The organism is Microbacterium sp. NPDC091382 (assembly GCF_044757025.1).
In the GTDB taxonomy this organism is placed as follows: Bacteria; Actinomycetota; Actinomycetes; order Actinomycetales; family Microbacteriaceae; genus Microbacterium.
Genome location: NZ_JBIVUD010000001.1, coordinates 884096 through 904322, shown reverse-complemented (window position 1 = coordinate 904322; position 20227 = coordinate 884096). Strand labels below are relative to the sequence as shown.

Below are 20227 nucleotides of genomic sequence, written 5' to 3'. Positions count from 1 at the left end.
CCATGACCGTTCGCGAGATGTCCGTCTCGGACGCTTCCGGTCTCGCGGCGCACGCCGGGGGCGGCGACACGCCGCCCCCGGCTCGGCCGCGGTCCCGCCGTCGGCGGGGCCTCGGCTGGTCGGGGCGACTGGAGGTCCTCCTCCTCGCCGGACCCGCCGTGATCTTCTTCGTCGGGTTCGTCATCGTGCCGGTCCTGATGGCCGCCTACTACGGCTTCTTCCGGTGGTCCGGTTTCGGTCCCGCCACCGACTTCGTCGGACTCAAGAACTACATCACGATCTTCAGCGACCCGAACTTCCAGAGCGCCCTGCTGCACAACGCCTTCATCGTCGTCATGTCGCTCGTGCTGCAAGGACCGATCGCGATCCTGTTGGCGCTGCTGCTGAACCGCAAGATGCGGGGACAGTCCGTCATCCGCGTCCTCATCTTCGTGCCGTACGTCATCGCCGAGGTCGTCGTCGGCACCGGGTTCAGCCTGCTGCTGTCGACCAACGGTGCCGCCAACGGGATGCTGGAGAACCTCGGCCTGGGCGGTCTGACCCAGGACTGGCTCGCCGACCCGTCGATCGCCATCTGGACCCTCATGGCGATCCTCACCTGGAAGTACGTCGGCTTCGCCGTCATCCTCTTCCTCGCGGGGCTGCAGGGGATCCCGGAGGAGCTCTACGAGGCCGCCGCCATCGACGGCGCGTCGTACTGGCAGATCCAGCGACAGATCGCCCTGCCTCTGCTCGCACCGACCCTGCGCATCTGGGCGTTCCTGTCGATCATCGGTGCCCTGCAGCTGTTCGACCTGGTCTACATCATCTGGGGCCAGTACGTCTCGTCGGTCGCCGGGACCAACACGATGGCGATCTACATGGTCGTGACCGGCCGCAACGCCGGCAACTTCGGCTACGGCAACGCGGTCGCGGTCGTCATCTTCGTCATCTCGCTCATCGTCGCGCTGTTCTATCAGCGCTTCGTGCTCCGCCGCGACACCGCGGGAGCCATCACAGAGAGGGGCGTGCAGTGAGCGCCACCATGACCCTCGTCACCGCGCCGTCGGTCGAGACCCGCGCACGACGCGCGCCGAAGCCGAAGCTCCCGTGGGGTTCGCCCGTCGTCTACTTCGTCGCCCTCGCCGTCATCGCTCTCATGCTCGGCCCGGTGATCTACATCATCATCGGCGGCTTCCGCTCGAACTCGGCGATCACCGTCGATCCGGCGGGCTTCCCGAACCCGTGGAACGTCGAGAACTACGTCGGCGTCATCTCGAGCGGGCAGTTCTGGGGGCAGGTGGGCAATTCGACCTTCGTCGCCCTCGCCACCACGGTCGGCGCGGTGGCCCTCGGCATCGCTGCGAGCTACGTGATCGCCCGGTACAGCTTCCGGGGGCGCGGGTTCCTCTACGCCCTCTTCGCGTCAGGACTCATGTTCCCGATCACGGTCGCGATCACGCCGCTGTACATCGTGATCCGCTCGCTCGGGCTGATGAACACCCTGCCGGGCATCATCCTCCCGCAGATCGCCTTCGCCCTGCCGACGACCGTCATCATCCTCGTCCCGTTCCTTCGGGCGATCCCCGACGAGATCCAGGAGGCCGCGTCGATCGACGGCTGCAGTCGGCTCGGGTTCTTCTGGCGGATGGTGCTGCCGCTCGCCGTGCCCGGTGTCATCACCGTCGGCATCCTGGCTTTCATCGGCAGCTGGAACGCGTATCTCCTCCCCCTGTTCATCCTCAACAACGAGGCGTCCTTCACGCTCCCGCTCGGAGTGCAGGCCTTCTCGTCGCAGTACTCCGTCGACACGGCGCGCGTGCTCGCGTTCACCTCGCTCTCGATGCTCCCCGCACTGCTGTTCTTCAGCCTGTTCGAGCGTCGCATCGTGGGCGGTCTCACCGGAGCCGTGAAGGGCTGACATGACCGACCTCCACCCGCAGGCTTCGGCCCGCGTGCACGATCTGCTCGCGCAGATGACCCTCGAAGAGAAGGCGGCGCAGCTCGTCGGCTACTGGGTCGACCAGGGCGGCGAGGTCGTCGCTCCGCTGGCCGACGAGATGGTGACGACCACGAAGTACGCGGATGCCACGGCTCACGGCCTCGGCCATCTCACCCGCGTCTACGGCACGCGCCCCGTCGATCCGATCGAGCGGGCCGAGTGGCTCTGGGCGGAGCAGCGACGTCTGCGCGCCGAGACCCGGCTCGGGATCCCGGCGATCGTCCACGAGGAGTGCCTCACCGGCCTCGCCGCGTGGAAGGCGGCGACGTATCCGACCCCGCTCGCGTGGGGCGCCTCGTTCGACCCCGAGCTCGTCGCCGAGATGGGCGCCGCGATCGGCGACTCCATGCGCGAACTCGGCATCCACCAGGGTCTCGCTCCCGTGCTCGACGTCATCCGCGACCCCCGCTGGGGACGCGTCGACGAATGCATCGGCGAAGACCCGTACCTCGTCGGGACCGTGGGGACGGCCTATGTGCGCGGTGTCCAGTCGGCAGGGGTCGATGCGACCCTCAAGCACTTCGTCGGGTACTCGGGGTCGCAGGCGGCGCGCAACCACGCGCCCGTGCACGCCGGTCCCCGCGAGGTCGCGGATGTGCTGCTGCCGCCGTTCGAGATGGCGGTCCGCGACGGCGGCGCCGCATCCGTCATGAACTCCTACGCCGAGATCGACGGCGAGCCCGTCGGAGCGAGCTCCCACTACCTGGACGAGGTGCTGCGCGGCCGGCTCGGCTTCACGGGTCCGGTCGTGTCGGACTACTTCTCGGTCGCCTTCCTGCAGACCACGCACGGCGTGGCAGGGGATCTGGGCGAGGCCGCCGAGCTCGCCCTGCGCGCCGGCATCGACGTCGAGCTGCCCACGGGCGACGCGTTCGCCGCACCGATGCTCGAGCGAATCCGCTCCGGCCGGATGGATGCCGCGCTGCTGGACGCCGCCGTGCTCCGCGTCCTGGCGCAGAAGGAGCGCCTCGGGCTGCTCGACGAGACCTTCGAGGCGCCGCCGACCGAGGTCGACCTCGACAGCCCGCGACACCGCGACCTCGCCCGGCGCCTCGCCGCCGAGTCGGTCGTCCTGGTGAGCAACGACGGGACGCTGCCGGCGGCATCCGCTCGTCGCATCGCCCTCATCGGGCCGAACGCCGACTCGTCCGAGGCGCTGATGGGCTGCTACTCGTTCGTCAACCACGTGCTCGCGCACCACCCGGGTACGTCTCACGGGATCGAGCTGCCGACCGTCCGTGAGGCCTTCGGCGCGGAGTACCCGGATGCCGAGATCACGTACGCGCGTGGCTGCGGCGTCGAGGACGACGACGAGTCCGGCATCGGCGACGCGGTGGACGCGGCGGCTGCGGCCGAGATCGCCGTCGTCGTCGTCGGGGACCGAGCGGGTCTCTTCGGACGCGGCACCGTCGGCGAGGGCAACGACGTCGACGACCTCGAACTGCCGGGCCGGCAGCGGCAGCTCGTCGAGCGGGTCGTCGCGACGGGCACCCCCGTCGTGCTCGTGGTCCTGTCGGGCCGCCCGTACGCGATCGGCTGGGCCCTCGACGGCGAGCGCCGCGTCGCTGCCGCGCTGCAGTCGTTCTTTCCCGGCGAGGAGGGCGCCGACCCGATCGCTGGCATCGTCTCGGGGCGGCTCTCGCCCTCGGGCCGCCTCCCCGTCACCCTGCCGCGGTCGGCCGGCGCGCAGCCCTACAGCTACCTGCACCCGCGCCTGGGCGGACCCATCGACGTGACGAGCGCCGACCCGACCCCGGTACGGCCGTTCGGGCACGGGCTGACGTACACGACGTTCGTGCACGAGGACCTGCAGGGTCCCGGCTCGGTCACGGCGGGCGAGACCCTCGAGGTGTCGGTCGTCGTCCGCAACACGGGTGAACGCGCCGGCGCCGACGTCGTGCAGCTCTACGCACACGATCCGGTCGCATCGCTCACCCGGCCGGTCGCACAGCTGATGGCCTACCACCGGATCGAGCTCGCGCCGGGCGAGAGCGCCCGTGTCGTCTTCGCTCTGCCCACGGCCCGCTTCGCCTTCACGGGGCGGGACGGCCGCAAGGTCGTCGAGCCGGGACGGATCGGCCTCTGGGTGGGTTCGTCGTGCGACGACCGCGAGACCGTCGCCGCCGTCGAGGTCGCCGGCGAGCACGTCGTCACGGCCGACGACGCCCGGATCGTGCCCGTCCGCGTCGTGGCCGACGCCGAACTCGTCAGTCCGTGACGGTGAGCGTCGTGCTCACCCCGAGCGCGTCGGCCGAGGCACCCGCCGCGAGGCGGTAGTCCCCCGGTTGCACCCGCAGCGCCTCGCCGTCCCAGACGGCGAGGCGCTCGACGCTGAAGCGGATCCCGGCCGTGCGGGTCTCACCCGGCTCGACGCGGACGCGCGCGTACCCGAGCAGCAGACGGCGCGGCGCGGCGATCGGCAGCTCCGGCGCGACGGAGTAGAGCTGCACGAGTTCCTCCACCGCGCGCTCGGACGGGTTCGCGAGCGTCACCGTCGCGGTCATGACGCGCTCGTCGCCCCGAGGGTCGAGGGCGGGATGCCGGAGGGTGGGCGCGGGGGCCGTCACCCGCGCCGCATCCACCTCGACGGCCTCGTACACGACGTGGCCATAGCCGAGCCCGTGCCCGAACGCGAAGGCGTACGGGGCTGGCTGGTGACGGTAGGTCGCCTGCTGGCGCCGCGTGTCGTAGTCGAAGAGGTCGCCCGCCTGGTCGGGGTGCGCGGGCCAGGACTGCGCGAGGCGGCCGGTCGGCTCGCGGTCGCCGCTCAGGACGTCGAGCAGTCCGTGGCCGAGCTCCTGCCCGGCGTGACTCGACCAGACGACGGTCGCCGCGTCGGCGGCATCCGCCAGCACGTAGGGGAAGCTCGAGACGATCGTGAGGATCGCGCACGGGTTCGCCGAGCGCGCCGCTCGCCACAGATCGGTCGCCGCGCCCGGCAGCAGCAAGTGCGGGCGGTCCGCGGTCTCGCGGCCCGACAGGTGCGGGTCGTTGCCGACGGCGACGAGGACGACGTCGGCGGATGCCGCGGCCCGGGCCACCTCGTCGAGGCCCGACCTCACCGTCTCGGCCTCGAACCGCGCCGCGTCGTCGAGGGTCACCCCCTCGGCCACCAGCAGCCCCACGTCGCGGACGACGCGGACCCAGCGGCCCGAGCCGAGGTGCAGCAGCGACCATGAGCCGTCGTCGTGGACGTGGCGGCGGAAGCTCTCCTGCACGACCCAGCCGCCCACTCGCTCGGCGTCGGCGCGCATGGGCCAGGCCCCGCCCGTGAGCAGTCGCCCGCTCGCGTGGGAGCGGAGGGTCAGGATGCCGTCGCCCCAGTCCGTGACATCGAAGAGGGCGGCGTCCGTCCGGGTGTCCGCCACCGCATCGACGGCTCCCTCGGCCGTCGCGGCGACGTAGCCCGACGGGGCCAGGAGGGCGACGGTGTCGGCGCCGGTGACCACCTCGACGGACGCCGACGGGTATCGGTCGCGGACGCCCTGGGCGAGGCCGACGGCGTACGGAGGCGTGCCGGAGTACCAGTCGGTGAGGACGACGTCGCCGAGCGGACCGACCACCGCGACGCGGGCGGGTTCGGTCAGCGGCAGGATGCCGTCGTCGTTCCGCAACAGCACGACCTGTCGGGCGACCGCCTCACGGGCGAGCTCGCGGGCGGCGGCGGTGTCGATCTCATCCGCCCCGATCGCGGCGTACGGATCGTCGTCGCCGTCGAACTCCCCGGTGCGGATGCGCATCTCGAGGAGTCGCAGGACCGCGGCATCCACGTCGTCCTCGGTGAGCAGCTCCTGCGCGAGTGCCGCGCGGACGGCCTCGAGGCTCGGCGCCGGGTCGGGGCCGTCGTCGGTGAACGAGTCCATGCCGCTGCGCACGAGCGCCGCGGCGCCGTGGACCTTGTCGGGCTGCGCGCGCTGGATCGACACGAGGAAGGTGGGAGCCCCGGCATCCGAGACGACGGCGATGGACTCGTCGCTCCAGCTGCGGGCTTCGGCCACGAGCTCGGGCTGCGTGTGCGCCGGCACGCCGTTCACGCGGTTGTAGGCGAGCATCATGCTGCCGGCGACCTTCTGCTCGATCGCCGGACGGAACGCGGGCAGCTCCTCTTCGTGCAGCGCGCGCAGCGACATCTCGGACGAGGTCGCGGACCGGTCGGTCTCGTTGCTGTAGGCGAGGAAGTGCTTGAGGGACGGGACCGTCTTCCACACGCGCGGGTGGTCGCCGCGAAGGCCGCGGCTGTAGGCCGCGCCGAGCTGGCCCGTGTAGTGCGGGTCCTCGGAGTACCCCTCCTCGTTGCGACCCCACGCGGGGTGGCGGAGCGTGTTGACGACCGGCGCCCACACGTTGAGGTCGACGTCGGTCCCCGACGCCCGTTTGGCCCGGACCTCGGTCGCGACGAGGTCGCCGACGCGCGTCACGAACTCGGGGTCCCACGTCGCCGCGAGCCCCACCGGCTGCGGGAACACCGTCGCGATCCCCACCCAGGCGAGCCCGTGCAGCGCCTCGCACCCGGTGTGGAACGGACGCATGCCGAGACGCTCCACCGCCGGCATGGCCTGGTGCAGCATGGCGATGCGCTCGTCCGGGGTCAGCCGATCGAGCAGATCGCGCGAGCGCTCGGGCAGCGGCAGGTCGACGCGGCGGAACGCCTCGGTCGCCATCAGTCGACCTCCAGCGAGACCGTCCCGGGGCCCACGACCGATGCCGTCCGGTCGCCGACCTGCAGGCTCCAGGGCGCACGCGCGTCCGACGACTCCGCGACGATCCGTCCACCCTCGCGCCGCACGCGGAACACCGTCGCCGCCGCACCGTCGTGCCCCGGGATGACCGTCTCGGCGTCGTACCCGTCGGGCAGCTCGAAGCACCGGAGCGTCACGCCGTCGGCCCAGTCGTAGTCCGGCCGGTCCTCGCGGGCACCCCACGGCAGCACCGTGCCGGGGCGCACGCGCAGGGGCACGGAGTCGTAGCCGTGGCGCTCCGCGTGCCACGTCCGCCCCTCCGCGACGTCATGGGTCAGGAGCGAGGTCCACCGCCCTTCGGGCAGGTAGTACTCGACGCTGCCGTCCTCGGCGAACACGGGCGCCACCATGAGGGAGTCGCCCAGCATGTACTGGACGTCGGCGTCGTGCGTCGACCGGTCGCCGGGGAACTCGAGCACCAGGGGGCGCATCATCGGGATGCCGCTCGTGTGCGCCTCCTCCGCGATCCGGGCGAGGTACGGCATGAGCCGCAGCTTCAGCCGCGTGAACCGGCGGGTCACCTCGACCGCCTCGTCGTCGAACGCCCACGGCACCCGCACGGTGCCCGACCCGTGCAGGCGCGAGTGCGACGAGAGCAGACCGAACGCGAGCCAGCGCTTGAAGACACCGGCATCCGGTGTCCCCTCGAAACCTCCGATGTCGTGGCTCCAGTAGCCGAACCCGCTCATCGCGAGCGAGAGGCCGCCGCGGAGCGTCTCGGCCATCGACAGGAGCGTCGAGTCGTTGTCGCCGCCCCAGTGCACCGGGAATTGCTGTCCCCCCGCCGTCGCCGAGCGGGCGTAGAGGACCGCCTCGCCGACCCCGCGCTCCTCTTCGAGCACCCGGAAGACGATCTCGTTGTACAGCTGCGGGTAGTAGTTGTGCATGCGCTGCGGATCGGAGCCGTCGTGCCACACGACACCCTCCGACGGAATGCGCTCGCCGAAGTCGGTCTTGAAGCTGTCCGCTCCCTGTCGCACGAGGCGGCGCAGATGCTCGGCGTACCACTCGGCGGCCTCGGGGTTCGTGAAGTCGACGATCGCCATGCCGGCCTGCCACATGTCCCACTGCCAGACTCCGCCGTCGGTCGTCTTGAGCAGGAACCCGCGCTCGGCCGCCTCGGCGAAGATCGCGGAGCGCTGCGCGATGTACGGGTTGATCCACAGCGAGACCTTCAGCCCTCGCTCCCGCAGCCGCGCGAGCTGCCCGTCGGGGTCGGGGAACATGCGCGGGTCCCACGTGAAGTCGGTCCACTGGAACTCGCGCATCCAGAAGCAGTCGAAGTGGAACACCGACAGCGGCAGGTCGCGCGCGGCCATCCCGTCGACGAATTCGGTGACGCTCGCCTCGTCGTAAGCGGCCGTGAAGGACGTCGTCAGCCAGAGCCCGAACGACCAGGCCGGTACGCGAGCGGGCCGGCCGGTGAGCGCCGTGTACCGACGGAGCACGTCCTTGGGCTCGGGGCCTGCGATCACGTAATAGTCGAGGGTCTCGCCGGGGACGGAGAACTGCACACGCGAGTTGATCTCGGACCCGACCTCGAACGAGACCGCGTCGGGGCTGTCGACGAGGACGCCGTAGCCGCGACTGGTCAGGTAGAACGGCACCGACTTGTAGGCCTGCTCGCTCGAGGTGCCGCCGTCCGCGTTCCACGTCTCGATCGACTGCCCGTTCTTCGTGAAGGCGCCGAAGCGCTCGCCGAAGCCGTAGACGCGCTCGCCCGGTTCGATCGACAGCTGCTGGTGCACGAAGGTGCCGTCGGGCCCCGTCATGTGGCCGATCGAGCGGGGCAGCGACGTCGTGAGAACCCGGCCGCCCTGTTCGAACGCCACCCGCCACGCTCCCTCGCGCGAGACGCGGACACGGAGGTCACCGGCATCCAGCACCGCCTCCGCGTCGTCGACCGAGACGGTCGGTCGGTAGCCCTCCTCACGGGTCACGGCGAAGTCCGGACCGCGGTGACGCGCGCCGGCGTGACGCTGCACCCGCACCTTGACGACTCCGGGAGCGGGAGCCGAGAACGTCGTCGTGATCATGGCGCGGTTGAGCGTGTCACCGCGGTGGCGGATGACGGCGGTCGGCGCGAAGACGGTGAGGCTGCCCGCGTCGGCGTCCACGCGCACGTCGTCCACGGTGCTCGCGTACAGACCGGTCACTCCCGGCCTCATGAGCCAGTAGCCGTCGGTGAACTTCATGTCCTTCGCCTTTCTGTCACGACGCGCGCGTCCCCCCGGGGGATCGTCACGCGGTCGTCGATCTCGTCATCCGTCAGCAGGTCGACCCAGGCTCCCGAGAGCGGTATCGTCACGTCGTCGTCGCCACGGTTCAGCAGGAACAGCGCGTCGCCTCGGCGTACGGCCTCGACCCCGTCGACCGGGTCGGCGAGATCGCCGACGACACCCGCGGCATCCAGGACGTCGGCGAGCACCGCGTCGATCAGGTCGTCGGCGAGCACCGCCCCCACGTACCAGGCCGAGCCGTTCCGCGTGACGACCGGGAGCCCCGCGAGGTCGCCCGACGCGAAGCTCGCCAGCACGTCGGCGCCGTCGGTGCGGAGCTTCTCGCCGAGGGTGTGAGCGAGCGATGCCGCCCACCGCCCGTCAGCAGAGGCGACGGCGACGCCGTCGTCGGGGAGCCCGGCCCACTCCTCGCCGCTGACGCCGAGCATCTCGCGCAGGAGCGCGGGCGAGCGACCCGCCAGGATGTGCCCGCGCTCGTCGGCGACGCCGCTGAACGGGCCGACGACGACCTGCGCACCGCGCGCCGCCGCCTCGCCGAGGCAGGCGGTGTCCTCGGGACGCAGGACGTATCCGTGGGGCAGGAGCACGACGTCGTAGGCCGACAGGTCCGCGCCGAAAGGAACGACGTCGACCGGGATGCCGCGCCGCCACAGCGGGCGATAGAACCGTCGCATCTGCTCGAGGCCGTCGAAGCGCGACGTCGGCCGGGCAGGCTCGTCCGACGCCCACCACGACGGCCAGTCGAAGAGCACCGCCGTCCGCGCGGCGACGCGGCCGCCCACCGCGGGACGGAGCCGCTCCAGGTCCCGCCCCTGACGGCAGACACCCTCGAAGACCTCGGTGTCGGCCCCCGCGTGCGGCAGCATCGCGGAGTGGAACCGCTCCGCTCCCGCGGTCGACTGCCGCCACTGGAAGAAGCAGATCCCGTCGGCCCCTCGCGCCACCGCCTGCAGCGTGTCGAGCCGCGCTCGCGCGGGCGTCTTCGGGAGGTTGTGCGGCCGCCACTGGACGGCGCTGATCGCCTGCTCCATGAGCACCCAGGGCCGCCCGCCGCCGAGGCCGCGCATGAGGTCCTGCACAAAAGCCATGTCGAGCGGGCTGTCGGGGTCGGCGGGGTCGGGATACTGATCGTCGCTCACGACGTCGACGTGGTCCGCCCACGACCAGTAGTCGACGTGCGCGAAGGCCCCCATGAAGTTCGTCGTGATGGGCTGCGTCGCACCCGCCTCGCGGATGGTGTCACGGAGCTCGCGGTAGCAGTCGCGCAGCTCGTCGGAGGTGAACCGACGGAAATCGAGCGATTGCGTCGGGTTGATCAGGTACGGCGCACGCCGGGGCGGCAGGATCTCGGCGACGTCGGAGTAGCGCTGCGCCCAGAACGCCGTGCCCCACGCGCGATTGATCTCGTCGACCGAGCCGTAGCGTCGCAGCAGCCAGGCGCGGAACGCGCGTGCCGCCTCGTCGCCGTGGTCGACCTGCCCGTACTCGTTGCCGACGTGCCACATCCGGACGGCGGGATGCCGCGCGTAGCGCGCCGCGATGTCCGCCGTGATCGCGCGCGCGGCCTCGCGATACACCCGTGACGACGGGGAGAACTGGTTGCGCGACCCGGCGACGAGCCGCACGCCGTCACGGTCGACGGGGAGGGTCTCAGGATGCCGGATCCCGAGCCACGGCGGCGGCGAGGCCGTCGGCGTGGCGAGGTCGACCGCGATCCCGCCTTCGTGCAGCAGATCGAGCACCTCGTCGAGCCACGCGAACTCCCGCGCCCCCGGGGTGGGCTCGATCTCGGCCCAGCTGAACACGCCGACGGTGACGAGGTTCACGCCGGCGCGCTGCATGAGCTCGACATCCTCGCGCCAGACGTCACGCGGCCACTGCTCGGGGTTGTAGTCGCCGCCGAAGAGGATGCCGCGCTCAGCCGTCAGGGCTGCGAAGGCCGAATCGGGGGCGGAGTTCATGACCGGGAAAGGCCTTTCAGCGAATGTAGACGACGGTGTCGAAGCGCTTCAACGATCTCAACCTATACTAGCGATCACGGCCGTGTCCATCGGCCCGCGGGGGCCGCTTCGGAGCGGCCGGGCGAGCCGATACGCTCGACCCGTCCGCGGTGTCGAGGTCGATGCCGCTGGAGAAGGAGGGGTCCATGACCACGATCGCCGACGTCGCTCAGGCCGCGGGGGTCTCGATCTCGACGGTGTCGTACGTGATGAGCGGCAAGCGCGCGATCTCGCAGGAGACGCGCGAGCGCGTGGAACAGGCGATGGCCGACCTCTCCTACAGTCCCCAGGCCAGCGCACGCTCGCTCGCCTCGCGCTCTACGAGCGTCCTCGGCCTGCAGGCGCCGATCCGCGCGGGCGTCGACGTGCACGTCGTCATGCAGATCGTCGCCGGGGCCCTCAAGGAGGCACGCGCGCATCACCACGACGTCCTCCTGCTGACCAGCGACGACGCCGCGGGGGTGGAACGCGCCGCGCGGGCGGGCATGGTCGACGGCGTCCTCATTCTCGACGTCGAGACGAGCGACCCGCGCGTCGGTGCGCTGGCCGAGCTCAGCATCCCAGCCGTGCTCATCGGCCTCCCCGCCGCGGCCGACCAGCTCATCTGCGTCGACTTCGATTTCGAGGCCGCCGGCCGCCTCGCCGCCGAACGTCTCGCCGAACGAGGACACCGCACGGTCGCCCTCCTGGGCGCCCCTCCCCAGGTGCAGGCGCGGCACACCTCGTACTCCGACCGCTTGACCCGGGGCTTCCTCGCCCGCAGCCGCGAGGTGGGCCTCGCCGCGACCGTGCATCCGTGCCCCGCCGGCCCCGGGGCGACGGAGGTCGTCGACAGCCTGCTGACGGATGCCCCCGGGACGACGGCGCTCTTCGTTCACAACGAGGCGGCGCTGCCGTTCATCGCGGCACGACTGATGAGCACCGCCTCGGCGCCGCCGATCGAGATCGTCGCCCTGAGCCCGGCCGAACTCGCCCTGCACGTGCCAGGGGTCTCCGACGTCATCGACCTCCCCGCCGAGGAGCTCGGCGCAGCCGGGGCCCGCGCCCTGCTCGCCGCGATCCGGGGCGACAGGCCGCTCGGCCCGGAACTGCTCGCCCCTCGATTCGCCCATGCACCGGCGGAACCGGCGACGGTCTGAGACATGAGGATCGACCCGGAGAACCGCGCCGTCCAGGGCCTGTCGTCATTCCTCGAATTCGTCGCCCTCAACATCGTGTTCCTGCTCTGCTGCGTGCCGATCGTGACGATCGGTGCGGCCACGAGCGCTCTGCTGGAGGTCACGCGACGGTACGCCGACGAGGAGGGCGGCCGTCCGCTGCGCGACTTCCTGCCCGCCCTGGCGCGGAACTTCCTGCCCGCAACGGGCCTCAGCCTCATCCTGCTGACGGCCGGCGTCGCGCTCGCCTTCAGCGGGGTGTTCTGGCTGTCGGCGCCCGAGCCGCTTCTCACGGGTCTCGCCGCCCTCGCCTTCGCCGCGGCCGCCTACTCCGTCGCGGCCTTCATCCACGCGATGGGGCTCGTCGCGGCATACCGCGCGCCGTTCCGTCAGACCCTGAAGAACGCCGTGCTGCTCCCGGCCGCTGAGCCGCTGCGCACCCTCGCGCTCCTCGTGATCCCCGTCACCGTCGCGTGCCTGGTCGTCGTCTTCCCGCCCACGATGTTCCTCGTCGCCACGATCGGATTCTCCGTCGGCGCCTATGGCTGCGCGTTCCTGTTCCGGAGCATCTACCGCCGCCGTTCCAGCACAGTCACCTGACTCCTCGCCGCACTCAGCACCGCCGTCGCCCTCGAGGATGGTTGCCGCGCGGGGAGCTGACGGGGGACTCCTCCTGCAACAAGCGACTCTGACACAACGCCGATTATCGGTGTATGCGAAAAGGGACGGCGCGGAGCGGCGTTCGTTCGGAGTCGACAGCCGCAGCCGCAGCCGCAGCCGCAGCCGAGGTCAATCTACTGGCCCGGCTCCCACTGTCGGCAAGCGCTCTCACCAGCGGGCCGGCCGTTCCGCGGCCCTCCTGGGCGAGGCCGGCGAGGAGATCCTGACCGGCGCTGTCGAAGTAGGCATCCCCGCAACGGTCTCCAACGCGGGGGCCCGCGACCGGCCACCGAGAAGGGCCCCGCCGAAGCTCGGCAGGGCCCTTCCCTGAGTGTCGGTGTGCGGTCAGTCGCCGAACTCCTCCGCGACCGCCTTGCGGGCGGCATCCTGCGCTTCGGCGTTGGCCATGTCGACCTCGAGCACCTTGTCGTACCCGAGGCCTTTCGCGGTCTCCTGCATCGAGGCCAGCAGCGAGTCGAACTGCGCATCGCTCTCGGCGAAGACCATCTGCCACGAGGTCTGCACGATCGTGGCCTTGACCTGATTGCGGAGCGTCTCGATCTCGGAGGAGTCGGTCGGAGCGGTGAAGCTCGCGCCGGCGCCGACCATGAGCTGGTCGTTGTCGCGCAGGTAGTCCATCGTCGTCGGAGCACCCATCTTCGCGGTCCAGTCATCGGTGAGCGGGTTGCTCGTCTCGGCCTGGTAGCTCGGCCACATCTTGTAGCTGTACGGGAAGCCGGTGTTCGGGTCGGTGTCGATCGGCAGGACGGCGCTGATGTTCAGCTGCGACGCACCGTCGATGTAGCTGCCGCCACCCCATTCGGCCGGAACCTCGGCGTCGCCCTCGAAGAAGACCTTGTGGCCCAGGTCGGTGAGCGCAGGCTCCTTGTCGGCGTTCAGCTCCCACGTCAGCCCCTCGGGGCCGGCGGCCCCCTGGGTCTGACTGTTGTTGGCGAGCGCACCCTCTGGCGAGAACAGCCAGTCGATGAACGCCGCGATGCGCTCGGGGTCCTCGGCCTTCGCACCGATCGCGAACACCTGCTTGCCGCCGTAGGCCTCGGCGCCGTACGAGAAGACGTTCATGTCGTTCATGGGAGCCATCATGAAGCCGCGACCCTCGTCGACGTTCTTGTCCGTGTTGTACGCGGCCTGTCCCAGCCACGGCCAGAACGAGAAGAGCACCTGACCGTTCTGGTACTTGTTCCACAGGGTGTCGTAGTTCTGCGTCGTCGAGTCGGGGTCGAGGATGCCGAGCTCGTTCGCCTCGTGGAAGAAGCGCAGCGCGCGGACGTACTGCCCGTCCTCGTCGAGGATGCCCTGGAACTCCGAGCCGTCGCCCTTGGCGAGTGCGAAGCCGACCTCGTCGAACCCGAAGTAGGTGGTGGGCTGCTTGGCGTTGTTCAGCATGTTGCCGTCCCAGTCCTTGAACAGCGAGACCGCGTAGGTCTTCTGCCCGTTGGGGGCCGTGGGCTCGGCATCCTGCATCTTCTTCAGCACGGGCAGGAGATCTTCGAGCGTGCCGATCTCGGGGTAGCCGGCCTCTTTGTAGAGATCCCAGCGCAGGTACGGCCCGAACGTCGGGTCGAGACCCTCGGAAGGCTCGGTGGGCTTCAGCGACGAGACCTGCGACGGGAAGGCGTACGTGCCGTCGGCGCCCTCGTTGATCTTGTCGACCGCGGCGTCGAACCGACCGACGTTCTTCATGGCCGGGTAGAAGCTCGCCGAGTCGAGCAGCAGGCCGCCCTCTCGGAGCTCCTCGAGGCGCTGACCCTTGTCGGTGATGATGAGGTCGCCGAGGTCGCCCGCCGTGACGCGCGTGTTGAACAGCGTGTCGCCGCCGCCGGCGACGTTGGGGGCGATGATGTTCAGCTTCATGTTGAACTTCTTCTCGACGAGGTCGCCGAACCACCCCTCCTGCATCCCCATGTAATTGGCGAGGCCGTCGAAGACGTCGATCGTGATGGGCTCTTCCCACGATGTCGGGAACGCGGTGATCTCCTCGCGTTTCTCGGGGGCAGCCGGGCCGGTGCAGGCGCTCAGCAGCCCGACCATCGCCACAGCGGCGACGGCGCCGATGGCCTTGCGTGATAGCTTCATTGCTTTCCTCTCGGTGGTGTGACCGTGCTGGTCGGGTGTCAGCCCTTGACTGCGCCGAGCATGATGCCCTTGACGAAGAAGCGCTGGAACAGCGGGTAGACGAAGATGATGGGCAGGATGACGATGACCGAGATCGTCATCCGGATCGACGTCGGCGTCTGACTCGTGGCCGCGTCGACGATCGAGCTGATATTGCCGCCGTTCTGCATGGCCTGAGCCAGACTGTTCGCCTGATTGATGAACATGTAGAGCAGGTACTGCAGGGTGTAGAGGCTCTGGTCGGTGATGTAGATGAGGGTGTCCTGGAAGCTGTTCCACTGCGCGACGGCCGAGAAGATGGCCACGGTCGCGAGGATCGGCGTCATATTCGGCAGGTAGACCCGGAAGAAGATCTGCAGGATGTTCGCCCCGTCCATCTCGGCGGCTTCCTGCAGTTCGCTGGGCATCGCCTCGACGTAGGTCTTGACGAGGATGATGAAGAACGGCTGCACGACGAAGGGCAGCACGTAGACCCAGAAGTTGTTCGTCAGCCCGAGGTTGCGGATGATGATGAACACCGGGATGAGGCCTGCGCTGAAGTACATCGTGATGATGACGAAGCGGTACCAGAACCGGCGCCCCCACATCCGACTCTGGGTGAACATGAACCCGAGGAAGGCGGACGCGAGGACGGCTGCGACCGTGCCGAGGACCGTGCGGCCGACCGAGACGATCGCGGCCTGCGTGAGCCCGCCGAGCTGGAAGACCTGCTCGTAGTTGGACAGGTGGATGCCGGTGGGCAGCCACCGGACCTGGCCGAGGGCGGCGAGGTCGTTCGAGCTGATCGAGTTGATGATCAGGTAGTAGAACGGGTACGCGCAGACGAAGGCGAGCGCCAGGAACACCGAGTAGTTGACGATCGCGAAGACGACGCGACCCGACAGATCGGCGTCGCGCCGCACGGCACGGCGGCGGGTGGGAGTCGTGGTGACCATGTGCGGGGCTCCTGCCTCAGACGATGGATTCGCCGCGGACGCGCTTGGCGATGCCGTTGACGGTGAACAGGAGGATGACGGAGATGAGGCTCTTCAACATGCCGATCGCCGTCGCCATCGAGAGGTTGTTGCCCGTCATTCCGATGTTGTAGACGTACAGGTCGAGGACCTGGATGTACTCCTTGTTGAAGGCGTTCTGGAAGACGAAGTACTGCTCCATGCCGTTGTTGAGCAGATTCGCGATCGACAGCAGCAGAAGCACCAGGTAGGTCGGCATGAGCTGGGGCACCGTGATGTACCACATCTTCTGGAAGCGTCCGGCGCCGTCGATCTCGGCCGACTCGTAGAGCGACTGGTCGATGCCGGCGATCGCGGCGAGGTAGATGATCGCACCCCAGCCGAGCCCCTTCCACACCGACCACAGGGTCATCGTGAGCCAGACGTTCTGATCGGTGTCGAGGAACTTCACCGGCGTCGTGATGAGCCCCGCGTCGCTCAGCACGCCGTTGACGAGTCCCGAGCTCGAGAACAGCGAGAAGGCGATCATGTAGACGAGCACCCACGAGATGAAGTTCGGCAGCGTCGTCAGCGTCTGCACCGCGTTGCGGAACCACGGCGCCCGGATCTCGTTGAGGAAGATCGCGAACGCCAGCGGCAGGACCGAGGTGGCGATGCCGAGGAAGCTGATCGCGAGCGTGTTGGTGAGCACCTGCCCGACCTGCGCGACCTGGGTCGGCGAGCTCACGAGGAGCTGGAACCACTGCAGGCCGACGAAGTCGCTGCCGGCGAGCCCGAGCGCGGGGCGGTAGTCGTACAGCGAGTAGATCCACCCGTAGAGAGGGAAGTACGAGAAGAGGAACACCAGCACCAGGAACGGCACGATGCACAGGAACATCCGGAACGAGCGACGGCTCTTTGATGCCCGGCGCTCGGCGCGAGGGGGCGTCTTGTCTTCGATCGTCGTGGCCGCGACCTCGGTGACGATCGCCTGCTGCGTCATCGGTCGCGCCGTTCGAGGCGCTCGCACGTGTGCCGGGTCATCTCACTCCTTTGTGATCGAAGCGCTTCCGCGAACAGCAGTCGAACCGCTTCGATATGAAGATAACGCCCCGGGGTGAGGGCGTCAAACATCACGTTCCGGTCACACGAGAACGCCGCCCCGGCCGGTGGGCGGGGCGGCGTTCTCGAGACGGCGGGCGGGTCAGCCGCCGATGTGCGCCCACTCCGCGGCAGCGGAGAAGGGCACCAGCGGCGGCCGCTCCACCGTCGTGTCGATCGCGAGACGGCGCCCCTCGGCCGAGGAGCGCAGCAGGCTCTCCATGACATCGAGCACGTGGAGCGCGACGGCGCCGCCGGCCCGACCCGCACCGCCGGACGAGACGGCATCGATCAGGCCGATGCCCCGGCCGGAGCCGTCGTAGCCCGCGGATGCCGGGACGGACTGCCACCCCTGCCCGCCGAGCGCCGCGAGGCGGACCTCGCCGTCGAACATGTTCGGATCGGGCACCGCCAGCGAGCCCTGCTCCCCGTGCACCTCGATCGGCGGAGCGGACGTCGCGACGGCGTCGAAGCTCGTGACGATCGTCGACACCGCGCCGTTCGCGTGCTCGAGGAGCCCGCTCGCGTGCGTGTCGACCTCGACGTCGATCCGTTCGCCGGCGCGCGGACCCGTCGCGATCGTCCGCTCGGCGCGGGCGCGGCGGGTAGCCCCCGTGACGGCGACGATCGGCCCCAGCAGGTGGACGAGACTCGTGAGGTAGTACGGCCCCATGTCGAACAGCGGTCCCCCGCCGGGCGCGTAGTAGAACCCGGGAGCGGGATGCCACAGCTCGTGACCCGGCGACACCCACGTCGCGCTCGCGGCGATCGGCCGCCCGATCGCCCCCTCATCGACGAGGCGACGTGCGGTCTGGATGCCGGTGCCCAGCACCGTGTCGGGGGCGGCCGAGACGTGCACGCCGGCCGCGGCCGCGGCATCCATCACCGTCTGCCCTTCCGCCACGGTCAGCGCCAGCGGCTTCTCGCCGTGGACGGACTTGCCGGCGGCGATCGCGGCGTGGGCGACCTCCGCGTGCGCGGCCGGGACGGTGAGGTTCAGGACGGTCTGCACCTCGGGGTCGGCCATGAGCTCGTCGACCGTCAGCGCTCGCGCGCCTGGAATGCCCGCGGCGACCTCCGCTGCCCGGCCGGGCATCAGGTCGGCGACCGCGGCGACCCGTATCGAGGAGCTCCGTGCGAACAGGTCGAGGTACTGGCGCGAGATGACACCGAGCCCGACGATCCCTATGGCGTGCGGGCTGCCCACAGCAGTCCCCTCTCGACGATGGTGCGGACGTTCGGATCGGCGAGGACCTCGGGCGCGTGCCCCGGCGTTGCGACGAAGACCCGACCGGCACCCCAGAGCCGGGTCCAGACGGCCGGACTCACGACCGGCCGGTGCCAGGGGTGGTACTCCTGCGTCGGGTGCGTCGTGGTCGCCAGCACGTCGATGAGGTCGTCGTGCAGGACCCAGTACTGCTCGGTGTGCAGGACGAAGTCGTCGATGCCGGCCGTGATCTCGTGCGTCCGGCCGAGCTCGCTGATCTCGACCGTGTAGTCGAGGTAGTTGTCGCGCTCGTCGCCGGGGCGGTCGTCGGGACGGCGTCCCGGGTGGGTCGCGAACTGACCGCCGACCAGCTGCAGGTAGTCCGAGCTGTTCCGGTACGAGTCCGCGATGCCGCCGTGCCACCCGGCGAGCCCCGTGCCCGCTTCGACCGCCGCTCGCAGACCCCGGAGGGCCTCGTCCGAGATCGACGACATCGTCACGGCCTGCACGATGAGGTCGACCCCCGGCATCCGCTCGGCGTCGGCGTAGACCTCGTTCGAGTCCTCGACCTCGACCTCGAAGCCGTTCCGCTCGAGGAACGGGACGAACATGTCGGTCGCCGCGATCGGATGGTGGCCGTCCCACCCGCCCCGCACGATGAGCGCGCGGCGGGTCATCGGGCCTCCTCCGCTCGCCGCGCGGCCACGGCGTCGTAGCGCTCGCGGACCTCGGGACGGGGGTCGGACGCCGCCTCCCGATCCATCGCGACGGACCAGTCCGGCCACGTCCCGGCGAGCACCGCGGCCGCCTGACGCGCAGCGCCCTGCGCGACGTACTCGCCCGGCGCGGGGACCGCCACCGGCGCGGCGAACACCTGCGCGGCGACCGCGGCGACCGCGGCATTGCGCGCCGCGCCGCCGACCAGCAGCACGCGCTCCGCGGTGACGCCGAGACCGCGGATCGCGTCGAGGCCTGTCGCAAGACCTGCCAGCATGCCCTCGATCGCGGCGCGGGCGAGGTTCTCACGGGTGGTGTTGCCGAGCGAGAGTCCGTCGATCGACGCGCGCGCTGTGGGCAGGTTGGGGGTGCGCTCGCCTTCGAACCACGGCACGAGCACCACACCGCCGGCTCCGGGCTCGGCCGCCGCGGCGAGCTCGGTGAGCCCGTCGTGGTCGACGCCGAGCAGACGCGCGGTCGCATCCAGGACGCGGGCGGCGTTCAGGGTCGCGACCAGCGGCAGGAACCGTCCCGTCGCGTCCGCGAAACCGGCTGCCGTGCCGGTCGGGTCGATCGTGCGGGTGTCGCTGACGGCGAAGACCGTGCCCGACGTGCCGATCGACACGACGACGTCGCCCGCCGTCGCACCGACCCCGAGCGCGGCGCCCGCGTTGTCGCCCGCGCCCGGCCCGACGCGGCGACCGGCGGCATCCGTCACCGATTCGAGCGGACCGAGCACGCGCGGCACGATCGCATCGTGACCGAGCGCAGACACGAGCAGCTCGCGGTCGTACCCGCCCGTCTCGGGGTCCCAGTAGCCGGTACCGGACGCGTCGGAGCGATCGGTGATCAACTCCTCGAGGGCGGCGTTGTCGGGTCCGAAGCCGCGGAGCCGCCACGTCAGCCAATCGTGCGGCAGTGCCACCGCAGCTACCCGCGCGGCGTTCTCGGGCTCGGCATCGCGCAGCCACCGGAGCTTGGTGATCGTGAACGACGCGACCGGGACGAGTCCCGTGCGCTGCGCCAGTTCTTGGGCGCCGAACTCGATCGTGAGATCGGATGCCGCCTGCCCCGAGCGCGTGTCGTTCCACAGCAGTGCGTCGCGCACCACCTCGCCCGAGGCGTCGAGCGCGACCATGCCGTGCTGCTGGCCTCCGATCGACCACGCCTCGACGTCATCGAGACCCCCGGCATCCGCGATCGCACTCTGCAGCGCGATCCACCACGCCTCGGGGTCGACCGACGTGCCGTCCGGGTGCGACGCGCGACCGGAGCGGACGACCGCTCCGGTCGCGGCGTCGACGATGACGACCTTGCAGGACTGCGTCGACGAGTCGACGCCCATCACGAGGGTCAC

General features: G+C 70.3%; 14 protein-coding genes. 5 read left to right on the top strand and 9 right to left on the bottom strand.

Annotated features, from left to right (window positions below; translation table 11 throughout):
- Positions 1–2 precede the first annotated feature (2 nt).
- Genes ACIQLK_RS04365 through ACIQLK_RS04355 form a run of 3 tightly spaced genes read left to right on the top strand, consistent with a single transcriptional unit; the run spans position 3 to position 4199 of the window.
- Complete coding sequence (locus ACIQLK_RS04365; RefSeq protein WP_400363075.1) at positions 3–1016, top strand: carbohydrate ABC transporter permease; 1014 nt, start codon at positions 3–5, stop codon at positions 1014–1016.
- An 8-nt stretch (positions 1017–1024) separates the two neighbouring features.
- Entirely contained in the window at positions 1025–1900 is an 876-nt protein-coding gene (locus tag ACIQLK_RS04360) for a carbohydrate ABC transporter permease (protein ID WP_400363862.1), read from the top strand.
- Position 1901: 1 nt separating this feature from the next.
- Complete coding sequence (locus ACIQLK_RS04355) at positions 1902–4199, top strand: beta-glucosidase (RefSeq protein WP_400363074.1); 2298 nt, start codon at positions 1902–1904, stop codon at positions 4197–4199.
- Here the strand turns inward: ACIQLK_RS04355 and ACIQLK_RS04350 are convergent.
- From ACIQLK_RS04350 to ACIQLK_RS04340, 3 genes are read right to left on the bottom strand one after another with little or no spacing between them, the layout of a single operon-like run.
- Positions 4189–6642 (bottom strand): glycoside hydrolase family 3 C-terminal domain-containing protein, encoded by a 2454-nt coding sequence (locus ACIQLK_RS04350; protein ID WP_400363073.1) that lies wholly within the window; start codon positions 6640–6642, stop codon positions 4189–4191. The genes ACIQLK_RS04355 and ACIQLK_RS04350 overlap by 11 nt on opposite strands.
- A complete protein-coding gene (gene yicI, locus ACIQLK_RS04345; RefSeq protein ID WP_400363072.1) occupies positions 6642–8915 on the bottom strand; it encodes an alpha-xylosidase in 2274 nt (757 codons plus the stop codon). Before yicI ends, ACIQLK_RS04350 begins: the two co-directional genes overlap by 1 nt.
- Positions 8912–10921 (bottom strand): beta-galactosidase, encoded by a 2010-nt coding sequence (locus tag ACIQLK_RS04340; RefSeq protein WP_400363071.1) that lies wholly within the window; start codon positions 10919–10921, stop codon positions 8912–8914. Before ACIQLK_RS04340 ends, yicI begins: the two co-directional genes overlap by 4 nt.
- 185 nt (positions 10922–11106) lie before the next feature.
- Between ACIQLK_RS04340 and ACIQLK_RS04335 the strand changes: the two genes are divergently transcribed.
- On the top strand, positions 11107–12099 hold the full coding sequence (locus ACIQLK_RS04335; RefSeq protein WP_400363070.1) for a LacI family DNA-binding transcriptional regulator: 993 nt from the start codon (positions 11107–11109) through the stop codon (positions 12097–12099).
- A 3-nt stretch (positions 12100–12102) separates the two neighbouring features.
- Positions 12103–12717, top strand: a complete 615-nt coding sequence (locus tag ACIQLK_RS04330; RefSeq protein WP_400363069.1) for a YesL family protein — start codon at positions 12103–12105, stop codon at positions 12715–12717.
- Positions 12718–13122: 405 nt separating this feature from the next.
- Here ACIQLK_RS04330 and ACIQLK_RS04325 read toward each other — a convergent pair whose 3' ends face one another.
- The 6 genes from ACIQLK_RS04325 to ACIQLK_RS04300 all read right to left on the bottom strand — a co-directional run bounded on the left by ACIQLK_RS04325 (position 13123) and on the right by ACIQLK_RS04300 (position 20227).
- Positions 13123–14874 carry an ABC transporter substrate-binding protein gene (locus ACIQLK_RS04325; protein WP_400363068.1) on the bottom strand — a complete coding sequence of 584 codons (1752 nt, stop codon included), beginning with the start codon at positions 14872–14874 and terminating at the stop codon, positions 13123–13125.
- A 38-nt stretch (positions 14875–14912) separates the two neighbouring features.
- Positions 14913–15848: a carbohydrate ABC transporter permease gene (locus tag ACIQLK_RS04320; RefSeq protein WP_091359133.1), complete on the bottom strand. Its 936-nt coding sequence runs from the start codon at positions 15846–15848 to the stop codon at positions 14913–14915.
- Between the two features lie 16 nt (positions 15849–15864).
- Positions 15865–16848 carry an ABC transporter permease gene (locus tag ACIQLK_RS04315; RefSeq protein WP_400363067.1) on the bottom strand — a complete coding sequence of 328 codons (984 nt, stop codon included), beginning with the start codon at positions 16846–16848 and terminating at the stop codon, positions 15865–15867.
- Between the two features lie 201 nt (positions 16849–17049).
- Complete coding sequence (locus ACIQLK_RS04310; RefSeq protein WP_400363066.1) at positions 17050–18153, bottom strand: Gfo/Idh/MocA family protein; 1104 nt, start codon at positions 18151–18153, stop codon at positions 17050–17052.
- The gene (locus ACIQLK_RS04305) at positions 18132–18830 is read right to left on the bottom strand and encodes a ThuA domain-containing protein (RefSeq protein WP_400363065.1); all 699 of its coding nucleotides are present in this window, start codon (positions 18828–18830) and stop codon (positions 18132–18134) included. Before ACIQLK_RS04305 ends, ACIQLK_RS04310 begins: the two co-directional genes overlap by 22 nt.
- Positions 18827–20227 (bottom strand): FGGY family carbohydrate kinase, encoded by a 1401-nt coding sequence (locus ACIQLK_RS04300; protein WP_400363064.1) that lies wholly within the window; start codon positions 20225–20227, stop codon positions 18827–18829. The genes ACIQLK_RS04305 and ACIQLK_RS04300 overlap by 4 nt, the downstream gene beginning before the upstream one ends.